This window comes from Acidovorax sp. Root267 (genome assembly GCF_001429215.1).
In the GTDB taxonomy this organism is placed as follows: Bacteria; Pseudomonadota; Gammaproteobacteria; order Burkholderiales; family Burkholderiaceae_C; genus Acidovorax; species Acidovorax radicis.
This window is the reverse complement of sequence record NZ_LMJC01000006.1, coordinates 54,167-64,947: the sequence shown is the minus strand read 5'-3', so window position 1 is coordinate 64,947 and position 10,781 is coordinate 54,167. Positions and strand designations below refer to the sequence as shown.

9 protein-coding genes are annotated in these 10,781 nt (G+C 67.6%); 7 read left to right on the top strand and 2 right to left on the bottom strand.

The features are described 5' to 3' along the window. Positions 1-3: 3 nt before the first annotated feature. The gene (locus ASE39_RS07750) at positions 4-1,221 is read right to left on the bottom strand and encodes an amino acid ABC transporter substrate-binding protein (protein WP_057270747.1); all 1,218 of its coding nucleotides are present in this window, start codon (positions 1,219-1,221) and stop codon (positions 4-6) included. A 221-nt stretch (positions 1,222-1,442) separates the two neighbouring features. Here ASE39_RS07750 and ASE39_RS07745 point away from each other — a divergent pair, with 221 nt between their 5' ends. Next, entirely contained in the window at positions 1,443-2,414 is a 972-nt protein-coding gene (locus tag ASE39_RS07745) for a helix-turn-helix domain-containing protein (protein WP_057270746.1), read from the top strand. A 166-nt stretch (positions 2,415-2,580) separates the two neighbouring features. On the opposite strand, the gene ASE39_RS07740 is transcribed toward ASE39_RS07745, so the two are convergent. Beyond that, a complete protein-coding gene (locus tag ASE39_RS07740; protein WP_057270745.1) occupies positions 2,581-2,967 on the bottom strand; it encodes an Hsp20/alpha crystallin family protein in 387 nt (128 codons plus the stop codon). A gap of 95 nt (positions 2,968-3,062) precedes the next feature. Between ASE39_RS07740 and ASE39_RS07735 the strand changes: the two genes are divergently transcribed. From ASE39_RS07735 to ASE39_RS27265, 6 genes are all read left to right on the top strand, one after another. Continuing rightward, positions 3,063-4,409 carry a branched-chain amino acid ABC transporter substrate-binding protein gene (locus ASE39_RS07735; protein ID WP_057270744.1) on the top strand — a complete coding sequence of 449 codons (1,347 nt, stop codon included), beginning with the start codon at positions 3,063-3,065 and terminating at the stop codon, positions 4,407-4,409. Between the two features lie 131 nt (positions 4,410-4,540). Then, entirely contained in the window at positions 4,541-5,542 is a 1,002-nt protein-coding gene (locus ASE39_RS07730) for an LLM class flavin-dependent oxidoreductase (protein ID WP_057270793.1), read from the top strand. Between the two features lie 38 nt (positions 5,543-5,580). Beyond that, complete coding sequence (locus tag ASE39_RS07725; protein ID WP_057270743.1) at positions 5,581-6,939, top strand: LLM class flavin-dependent oxidoreductase; 1,359 nt, start codon at positions 5,581-5,583, stop codon at positions 6,937-6,939. Further along, complete coding sequence (locus tag ASE39_RS07720) at positions 6,939-8,144, top strand: M20 aminoacylase family protein (protein WP_057270742.1); 1,206 nt, start codon at positions 6,939-6,941, stop codon at positions 8,142-8,144. Before ASE39_RS07725 ends, ASE39_RS07720 begins: the two co-directional genes overlap by 1 nt. Positions 8,145-8,170: 26 nt before the next feature. Beyond that, positions 8,171-8,758, top strand: a complete 588-nt coding sequence (locus ASE39_RS07715) for a GNAT family N-acetyltransferase (RefSeq protein WP_057270741.1) — start codon at positions 8,171-8,173, stop codon at positions 8,756-8,758. A gap of 76 nt (positions 8,759-8,834) precedes the next feature. Then, positions 8,835-10,727 carry an amino acid ABC transporter permease/ATP-binding protein gene (locus tag ASE39_RS27265; protein ID WP_082615359.1) on the top strand — a complete coding sequence of 631 codons (1,893 nt, stop codon included), beginning with the start codon at positions 8,835-8,837 and terminating at the stop codon, positions 10,725-10,727. Positions 10,728-10,781: the final 54 nt, after the last annotated feature.

Below are 10,781 nucleotides of genomic sequence, written 5' to 3'. Positions count from 1 at the left end.
TTGTTATTTCCACGCTGGTTTGCTGGTGTTCAACTGCGCTGTGGCGCGGTCCTTGGGCCACACCACTTCGAAGTCGCTGCCCTGCCACTGGCTCACCGTGCCGGGGATGGAGGCGTTCTCGCTGCCCGCAAAGCGGATGCCGCCCAGGATGGTCTTGAACTCGTTCTTGGCGATGTGCTCGCGCAGCGCCTTGCGGTCGAGGCCCACCTTCTCCACGGCCTGCTGCAGGATCTGCAGGCCCGCCCAGGCATGGCCGCTGGCCCAGCGGTCGGGCTCCTTGTTGAACTTCTTCACGTGGGCATCGAAGTAGGCCGTGGCCTCGGGGCTGGTCTTCACGCTCCACGATCCCATGCCGATCACGCCTTCGGTGTTGGCCTGCATCACGTTCTTGTACAACTGGAAGGCCGTGCCCACCGAGGCGTAGAAGAACTTGGGGTTCAGCCCCACCTCGCGCGCCTGGCGGCTGGCCAGGATGGTGTCGGGCGGGTAGGTGATGCCGATGAAGGCATCGGGGTTCAGGTCCTTGATGCCGCGCAGCACGGGCGCCAGGTCCTTCACGCCCAGCGGGTAGCTCTTCCTCTCCACCACCTGGATGCTGGTCTTCTTGAGCGCGCTGTTCAGCGCCGCGAAGTTTTCCAGGCCGAACAGGTCGTCCATGTAGACGATGGCCACCGACTTCACGCCGTTGGCCACCAGCATGTCCACCAGCGCGCCCATCATCTTGTCGGGCTGCTGCAGCAGGGAGAAGAAGTAAGGCAGGTTCATGTCGATCAGCTTGCGCGACAGGGCGGTGGGCGCCAGCAGCGGGTAGCCGAAGCGGTTGGCCAGCGGGGCGATGGCGAAGTTGGCGCCCGAGCCCCAGGGCGGCAGGATCAGGTCCACCTTGTCGCTGCCCATGAGTTTCTCGAAGGTGCGCACGCAGGTCTCGGTCTCGCTGCGGTCGTCGTAGCCGATGAGTTCGATGGGGCGCTTGGCGCCCTTGATGCTCAGGCCGCCCGCCGCATTGACCTGTTCGGCCCACAGCAGGTAGTTGGGCTCCTGGCTGACCTGTGCGCCTGCGGCCCAGGGGCCCGTGCGGGCAATCGCGTAGCCGATGCGCACGGGGCCGCTGCCACTGCCTTGCGCGAGCAGCTGCGGCGCTACGGCCAGCGCGCCCACGGTGGCGGCGGCCCCCTTGATCCATTGGCGCTTGGAGGGTTGGGACGGTGAATGCGTTGTCATTGTGTGTCTCCTCGGATGGGAGGCCCGCGCAGTGCAGGCCGTACCCGGATCGTAGGAAGACGCTGCCCGGTGCGCTGGGCTGAGCGTGCACAAAAGCCTTGTCCCAGCGTGCACGGCGCAGGGGGTTTACCCGGATTTCCGTGCCCGCCGCAGGAATAGCGGCGCGGCCGATAATCCCGCTGAGACAGGCGGCACCGTCTGCATGACGACTGGAGACAACCATGGCCCACCCTCTGACCGAGGTATCGACCGACACCGTGCCACCGCGCGACCGCCTGCACCTGTGGGGCGATGCGGTGTGGCGCCTCATTGGCGGGCTGGAGTCCGATGCCTTCGGCGACGAGGCATTTGCGGGCCACATCACGTCGGGCCAGGCGGGCTACATCAACCTGTGCCAGCTGGACGTGAGCCGCCACCGTGTGGTGCGCACCCCCAGCCTCATCCGCAGCAGCGACCGGGCCTACATCAAGGTGGTGGCGCAGCTTGAAGGGCGCGCCTGCTTCGAGCAGAACGGCCGGCAGGTGTGGCTGTCGCCCGGCGAATGGAGCGTGTACGACACCACGCGCGCCTACGCCGTGAGCAACCCCGAAGCCGTGCGCCAGATGGTGCTGATGATCCCCAAGGAACAACTGCCCGAGCGCAAGCTCAAGCTCGACGACCTGATGGTGCAGCGGTTTTCAGGCACCACGGGCGTGTCGCGCCTGGCGTGGGACACCATGCGCGCGGCGTTCACCGAGCTGCCCAGCATGTCCGACGCCGCTGCCGACGGCGTGGCCGACGTGATCACGCACCTGGTGCAGCTGTCGCTGCTGGAGCGCAATGGCCAGCACAGCGCCGTGTCGCAGCGCGAGGCCCTGCGCGACCGCATCGGCCAGTTCATCGACCGGCACCTGGGCGACCCCGAGCTCACCATCGACCGCATGGCACAGGCGCTCAACTGCAGCAAGCGGCACCTGTACAACGCAGTGGCCGACGACGAGGAAACGCTGGCCGCCATGATCCAGCGGCGGCGGCTGGAGGCCTGCCTGCGCGACCTGCGCAGCAGCGCGCAGGCGCAGCGGTCGGTGACGGACATCGCGCTGTCCTGGGGCTTTTCGAACAGCGCGCATTTCAGCCGCGTGTTCCGCACCCACGTGGGCTGCAGCCCCAGCGAGTACCGTGTGCGGGCTCGGGTGCCTGCACTGCCACACTGAGCGTGCCCGGGCCGCTGCGCAGGCCTGTCGGCAGGTCGTTTCATAAGAAAAAACGCCCCTACCGCTTGCGGTAAGGGCGCTTTCAGCTATTGAATCAATAGCAGTCATGCTGGTGGCTGGCTGCCCGCCCTGTGTGGGCGGGCAACTGTGCAACAAGCGCAGCCGTTTACTGGATGTTCAGCGACGTGGCCCGGCTCACGGGCTCCAGGCGGGCCAGCGTCAGGGTCAGCACGCCGTTTTCCAGCTTGGCGGAGCTGTTGGCGGCATCGATGTCGGTGGCCAGCTCCCAGGCGCGCTGCACTTGGCGGGGCGCGCCTTCCACGCTTTGCAGGCGAACCTGGTTGCCTTCGATCTGGATGGACAGCTGCTCGCGGGCCAGGCCGGGCACATCGAGCTGCAAGGTGGTGGTCTTTTCGTCCTGGGTCACGCTCACGCCGGCAGAGCCTGCAGGGGCTGCATTGGTGAAGCTGCCCAGCAAAAAGCGTTGCAGCGCCAGGTCGGCAGAGCGGGGTGCGTTGAAGGCGGAACGGCGGGCGACGGGGGCGAAGATCATGGAAAGTACTCCTATACACTGCGCGGCTCTCGACGTGGTCGCCGCATGGACAGGAGTTGTGTACGGCCGCATCGCTTTTCAAGGGAAAAAGTGGCATGAATAAATTGCGATCCGGGGGCTTGAAAACAGGCGCCACGGCATTACGTCCAGCGGTTTTTGCCGCAGTTGTCGGCATCGCCGGGGTGTTGTTCTCGGTGACCCCGGCGGCCGCCCAAGGCAGCGCTTCAACACCTGCCAGTGCGCCCGCCAGGCCGGTGAAGGTGGCGCTCATCGAAAGTCTCTCCGGCGCGTTCGCCAACACCGGCGAGGCGGTCTACCGCAACGTCTACTGGGCCATGGAGCGTGTGAACGCACGCGGCGGCGTGCAGCTTCCGGCCAGCAACGGCGGCCCCCGCCCGCTGGCGCTGGAGCGCTACGACAGCAAGGGCCAGAACGAAGAGGCTTTGTCGGCATTGCGCGCAGCCATCGACGACGGCGCGCAGGTCATCCTGCAGGGCAATTCGTCGGCCACCGCGGCGGTGCTGATCGAAGCCATCAACAAGCACAACGAGCGCGAGCCGAACAAGCGCGTGATCTTTTTGAACTACTCGGCGGTGGACCCCATCCTCACCAACGAGAAATGCAGCTTCTGGCACTTTCGCTTCGACGCCCATGCCGACATGCGCATGGCCGCGCTCATGGAAGTGATGCGCGAAGACAAGGCCTTGAAGAGCGTCTACCTCATCGGCCAGGACTACAGCTTCGGCCAGGCCGTGCTGCGCGAGGCGAAGAAGCAGCTGGCCGCCCAGCGCCCCGACGTGGCCGTGGTGGGCGACGAACTGCACCCCATCGGCCGCGTGAAGGACTTCGCACCCTATGCGGTGAAGATCAAGACCAGCGGCGCGCAGGCCGTAGTCACCGGCAACTGGGGGAACGACCTCACGCTGTTGGTGAAGGCCGCACGCGAAGTGGGCTACGAAGGCAGCTTCTACACCTTCTACGGCAACGCGCTGGGTGCGCCGGCTGCCATCGGCGATGCGGGCATCGGCAAGGTAGTGGCCGTAGCCGACTGGCTGCCCAACGTGCCGGGCGCGCAGAGCGAGGCGTTCTACCAATCGTTCCGCACGCGCTTTCCCAAGCCGCAGGATGACTACGTGCACATGCGCATGCAGCTCATGGTCGAGGCGCTGGCCCAGTCCATCGAACGCGCGGGCAGCACCGACGCCGTGGCCGTGGCGCGGCAGATGGAGAACGCCAACGTGCAGCTGTCGGGCCAGGGCGGCAGCATGCGCGCGGCGGACCACCAGTTCCAGCAAGCGCTGGTGGTGGGCGTGATGGACAAGAAGGGCGCGCCCGGGGTGAAGTTCGACGTGGAAGGCTCGGGCTACGGCTTTCGCGTGGTGCGCCAGATCTCCGCCGCCAAGGCACAGCAGCCGCACAGCTGCACAATGCAGCGGCCCTGACCCACGGCGTGGGCGGTATGCGGCGCAGCGCGCGCCGCATATCGATATGAAAAGTTAGCGCAACCGGTGCAGGCCGTCGGGCCACAGAATTTGTTGCATTGATCACCCATGCGCGAATCGCTGCCTCCACCGTGTCCTACGCCCTCTCCCTGCTCGACAAAAGTCCCATCCCCGAAGGGGCCACGGCGGCCGAGGCGCTGCAGCGCACCGTAGCGCTGGCCCAGCGCGCCGAGCAGTTGGGCTACCGCCGCTTTTGGGTGGCCGAGCACCATGGCAACCCGGGCCTGGCCGGCTCGGCGCCCGAAGTGCTGGTGGCCCACCTGCTGGCGCGTACCTCGCGCATCCGCATCGGCTCCGGCGGCGTGATGCTGCAGCACTACAGCCCGTTCAAGGTGGCCGAGGCGTTCAAGGTGCTCGCATCCCTGGCCCCAGGCCGCGTGGACCTGGGCGTAGGCAAGGCGCCCGGCGGCCTGCCGCTGTCCACCCGGGCGCTGCAGGCGCTGCACGACAAATCCAGGCCATCCGACTTCAGCGCGCGCTTTGCGGAGCTGGACGCCTTCCTGCACGGAACGCTGGACCCGGACCACGCGCTGGCGGGCGCTGTGGCCTACCCCGCGCCACCCAGCCTGCCCGAGCGCCATCTGCTCGGCGGCAGCCCCGACAGCGCGGCGTTGGCGGCGCGCCACGGCTGGCACTTCACGTACGCGGGCCATTTCAACGGCGACCCGGTGAACATCGAGCGCACGGTGCGCGTGTACCGCGAAGCCGCGGGCCGGGCCCCCTCGCTGGCGCTCTATGCGTTGGTGGCCCCCACGCAGGCGCAGGCCGACAGCCTGGTGGGCGCATTGCGTGTCTTCAAGCTGCATTTGTCCACCGGGCAGAGCGTGAACCTGCCCAGCGCCCAGGCCGCCGCGGAGTTTGCGCGCCAGGCCGGCGTGGCGGACTACCGGCTCGAAGAAACCCGGCCCCATGTGATCGCCGGCTCGCCTGACACGGTGCGCGAGCAGCTCGATGCGCTCAGCGAGCGCTACGGCATCGAAGAGTTCGTGGTCGACACGCCCGTCACAGGTTTTGCCGATCGCCTGGCCTCGGTCGAACTGCTGGCCGGTGCCTACGCCACCGCCGAGGCCTGACCCGCCGGCCGCCCCTCCTTTCCCCAGGAACAGACACCATGAGCAACACCCCATCCCCCATCCGTTTCGGCGTCATGCTGCATGGCGCAGGCGGCCACATGAATTCGTGGAAGCACCCCGCAGGCCCCGCGGACGCGAGCGTCAACCTCGACTTCTACATCGAGACCACGCGGAAGGCCGAGGCCAACGGCATCGCCTTCGCCTTTGTGGCCGACGGGCTGTTCATCAATGCGAAGTCCATCCCGCACTTTCTGAACCGGTTCGAGCCCATCTCCATCTTGTCGGCGTTGGCCGTGGCGACGTCGAAGATCGGTCTGGCGGGCACCATCTCCACCTCGTACAGCGAGCCATTCACGGTAGCGCGGCAGTTCGCGTCGCTGGACCTCATCAGCAAGGGCCGCGCCGGCTGGAACGTGGTGACCACGCCGCTGGAGGGCACGGCCAGCAACTACAGCCGCAACCACCCCGACCATGCGCTGCGCTACGAGATCGCCGACGAATACCTGCAGGTGACGCAAGGCCTGTGGGACAGCTGGGATGAAGACGCCGTGGTGCGCAACCGCGCCACGGGCCAGTTCTTCGACCCCGCCAAGCTGCACACGCTGGACCACAAGGGTCGCTTCTTCCAGGTGGCGGGGCCGCTCAACATCGGCCGGTCGCCGCAGGGGCAGCCGGTGATCTTTCAGGCGGGTTCTTCGGATGCGGGCATTGGCCTCGCGGGCAAGTACGCCGATGCGGTGTTCACCCACTCGCCGTCGGTGGAGGGGACGCGCAGCTTTCTGCGCAAGGTCAAGGCCAGTGCCGTGGTGCATGGCCGCCAGGCCGACGATGTGAAGATCTTCCCCGGCATCGGGCCCGTGGTGGGCGCCACGCAGGAAGAGGCGGAGGCCAAGTACCAGGCCATCCGCGAGCTGCTCACGGTCGATGAAGCGCTGGCCTACCTGGGCCGCTACTTCGACCACCACGACTTCAGCCAGTACCCGCTGGACGAGCCCTTCCCGGACCTGGGCGAGATCGGGCGCAACAGCTTTCGCTCCACCACGGACCGCATCAAGGCCGATGCCACGGCGCGCGGCCTGACGCTGCGCCAGGTGGCGCTGGAGGCCGCCACGCCGCGCTCGCAGTTCGTCGGCACCGGCGAGCGTGTGGCCGACGAGATCATCCGCTGGGTGGACGAGGGCGCGGCCGATGGCTTCATCCTGGGCTTTCCCGTGCTGTCGCAGGGGCTTGATGACTTCATCGCCCATGTGATCCCGGTGCTGGAGGCGCGCGGCCGCTACCAGCGCACGCTGCCGGGCCATACGCTGCGCGACCACCTGGGCTTGCCGCGCAAGGCCAGCCGGTATGCGCAGGCCGATGCGGATGCCGCCACGGCGCCAGAGAAGAAGGTCGCGTGATGGGCGCAGCATTGCCAGCAGCGGCTTCGGCGCAGGACGTGCAGCGGGTGAAAAGTGTGGAGGAAGGCATTGCCGCCTTCATCCACGAGTTCCAGGCATTGCGCCGGGACCTGCACCAGCACCCCGAGCTGTCGTTCCAGGAGCACCGCACCTCGGCCATTGTGGCCGAGCGCCTCGCGTCCTGGGGCTACGAAGTAACCACCGGCATCGCGGGCACCGGCCTGGTGGGCACGCTGCGCAAAGGGCAGGGCACCAAGACCCTGGGCATCCGTGCCGACATGGATGCACTGCCCATCACCGAGGCCACGGGCCTGCCGTATGCCAGCCGCAATGCCGGGGTGATGCACGCCTGCGGACATGATGGGCACACCACGGTGCTGCTGGCGGCCGCGCGCTTCCTGGCCGAGTCGGGCCGCTTTGACGGCACGCTGAACCTCATCTTCCAACCCGCCGAAGAGAACGGCGGCGGTGCACAGCACATGATCGGCGAGGGCCTGTTCGAGCGCTTTCCGTGCGACGCGGTGTTCGGCCTGCACAACTGGCCCTGCGTGGGCGCGGGGCACTTCGGCTGCGTGACCGGGCCTGCCATGGCCTCGGTGGACCAGATCACCATCACCGTGCGCGGCAAGGGCGGCCACGGCGCTGCACCGCATGAGACGGTGGACCCGGTGGTGGCCAGCGCGCACATCATCACCGCGCTGCAGACGGTGGTCTCGCGCAATGTCGATCCGCTGGACATGGGCGTGGTCACCGTGGGCTCCATCCATGGCGGCAACGCGCCCAACGTGGTGCCCGAGAGTGTGGAACTGAAGCTCACCGCCCGCGCCTTCAAGCCCGAGGTGCGCGCGGTCTTGCAAGAGCGCATTCCGGCCATCGCCCGCGCGCAGGCCGAGAGCTTTGGCGCCACGGCCGATGTGTTGTACCGGCCCGGCTATCCGGCCGTGCTCAACCACGAGGCAGAAACGGAGCTGGCACGCAGCGTGGCGCTGGACACCTTTGGCGCAGCCCGCGTGGACGCCGGCTTTCGCCCGCGCACGGCCAGCGAGGACTTCGCCTTCATGCTGCTCAAGCGCCCGGGCAGCTACGTGTTCGTGGGCAATGGCGATGGGGCATCGCTGCACAGCCCGTACTACGACTTCAACGACGCCATCCTGGCGCCCTCGGCCACGTACTGGGTGCGGCTGGCCGAGCGGTTTCTGGCCTGAGACCCTTTCACGAGAAAGCCCTCCCCATGAGTGACAGCTTCATCTACACCTCGCCTGCCGATCCCCTGGCCCGCCCGCTCATCGACGAGCTGTCGCACGAGTACGAGTCGCGCTACGGCGAGTTCTACGACCGCGAGGGTGGGCAGCGCGAGATGGAGAAGTACCCGCCCGAGCTGTTCTCGCCGGAGCACGGCGGCAACTTCGTGCTGCTGCTGCGCGGCGGGCAGGCCATTGGCGGCGGCGCCTTCAAGCGCCACAGCGATGCGCACACGGCGGAGCTCAAGCGCGTGTGGACGCACTCGGCCCACCGCCGCCAGGGCCTCGCCGCCAAGGTGCTGCGGGAGCTCGAAGCCCAGGCGCTGCGCCAGGGCTATGCGCGGCTGTACCTCACCACCGGCTTTCGCCAGCCCGAGGCCGTCGGGCTGTATCTGGGCCACGGTTACACGGCGCTGTTCGACACATCGCTGCCGCACGAGACGTACCGCCATCTGCCGTTCGAGAAGACTCTGCGCGCCGTGGAGGGCCTGGAGTCCACCGCCACGTTGACGACGGCGCCCGCCACACCGCAAGCCCTGGGCGTAGGGCGCGCCGCGGTCGTTGCGCAAGCGGCCTGAAAGCCGCCACGGACACCGGCCCCGCCTGCCCCCGCTCTTTTCCACGAACCCCGACAGCCCGCGAGACCTCATCACCATGTCCACCTCCACCACCCTGGACGCCGCTGCCGGTCTGCCGCTGGGCTCCGGCCATGCCGCACCCCCTGGTGCCCACAGCCATGGGCCCAGCGCGTCTGCCCTCACACCCTCGTCCTCCCCGGCCCCTGCCCCGGTGAAGGGCGACTATTCACACTACAAAGTCGTACCCGCGCGCTACCGGGCACGGGCGGCCGGCACGGTGTTTGCCGCCGTGGTCATCGCGCTGGTGCTGTATTCGGTGTTCACCAACCCGCGCTGGGGATGGAGCATCTTCGGCGAGTATTTCTTCTCGGAGCCCGTGCTGGTGGGCCTGGGCCGCACGCTGCTGCTGACCGCACTGGGGGCGCTGTTCGGCTTCACGCTGGGCACGGCCCTGGCGCTGGCCCGCGTGTCGCGCTCGCCGCTGCTGGCGGGGCTGTCGTGGACTTTCATCTGGATCTTCCGGTCCATCCCGGTCATCGTGCTGCTGCTCATCATCAACAACCTGGGCTACCTGTACGAGACCGTGAGCCTGGGCGTGCCGTTCACCGGCTGGACATTCTTCTCATACCCCACCACGCAACTCATCAGCCCGTTCGTGGCGGCGCTGATCGGCCTCACGCTGAACCAGGCAGCCTTTGCGTCGGAGATCGTGCGCGGCGGCATTTTGTCGGTGGACCAGGGGCAGCTGGAAGCGGCGGCCGCCCTGGGTTTGCCGCGCCGCCGTCAGGCGTTTCGCATCGTGCTGCCGCAGGCGATGCGGTCCATATTGCCCGCGGGCTTCAACGACATCATCGGGCTGGCCAAGGGCACGTCCAATGTGTACATCCTGGCCCTGCCCGAGCTGTTCTACACCATCCAGATCATCTACCGCCGCAACCTGGAGGTGATCCCGTTGCTGATGGTGGCCACCGTGTGGTACCTGGTGATCCTTACGGTGCTGTCGCTGCTGCAGTACTACATCGAGCGGCATTTTTCCAAGGGCGCGCTGCGCAGCCCGCCGCCGTCGATTTTCAGCGGCGTTGCGCAGCGCCTGTGGCCTGCGCGGCGCGTGGCTGTCCAGGCAGATGCTGCAGTGGCGGCACCTGCAGCAGTGCCTGCTCCTGAACCCGCAGTTGCCGAAGTGCCGCGCTGGACGGGCGAGCGCAATCGCGGTGGCGAGGTCACCATCCACCGCGTGTCCAAGAGCTACGGCGCCTTGCGCGTACTGAAGGACGTGACGCTGACGGTGCCACCCGGCAGCGTCACGGTGATCCTGGGGCAGTCGGGCTCGGGCAAGTCGACCTTGCTGCGCACCATCAACCACCTGGAGCGCGTGGACGATGGCTTTATCGCCATCGATGGCGAGCTGATCGGCTACCGCCAGGACGCCGACACCCTGTACGAGCTGGGCGAGAAGGACATCCTCCAACGCCGAGTGGACGTGGGCATGGTGTTCCAGAACTTCAACCTGTTCCCGCACCTCACGGTGCTGGAGAACATCGTCGAAGCGCCGGTCACCGTGCGCAAGCTGCCGCGTGCAGAAGCTGAAGCCCTGGCGCTGGAGCTGCTGGCGCGTGTGGGCTTGTCCGACAAGGCACACAGCTATCCGCGGCAACTCTCCGGCGGGCAGCAGCAGCGCGTGGCGATTGCCCGGGCGCTGGCGCTCAAGCCCAAGGTGCTGCTGTTCGACGAGCCCACGTCTGCGCTCGACCCCGAGCTGGTGGGCGAGGTGCTCGACGTGATCAAGGAGCTGGCGCGCACCGGCACCACGCTCATCGTCGTGACGCACGAAATCGGCTTTGCCCGCGAGGTGGCCGACACGGTGGTCTTCATGGAGCAGGGCCGCGTGCTGGAGACCGGCACACCCGCCAAGGTGTTCAGCCAGCCCGACCACCCCCGCACGGCGGAGTTCCTGGCCAAGGTGCTCTGAGCCGCCGCCCGCCTCACATTCCCCCACCCGCAGTGGCCTTTCTGGGTCAACCGG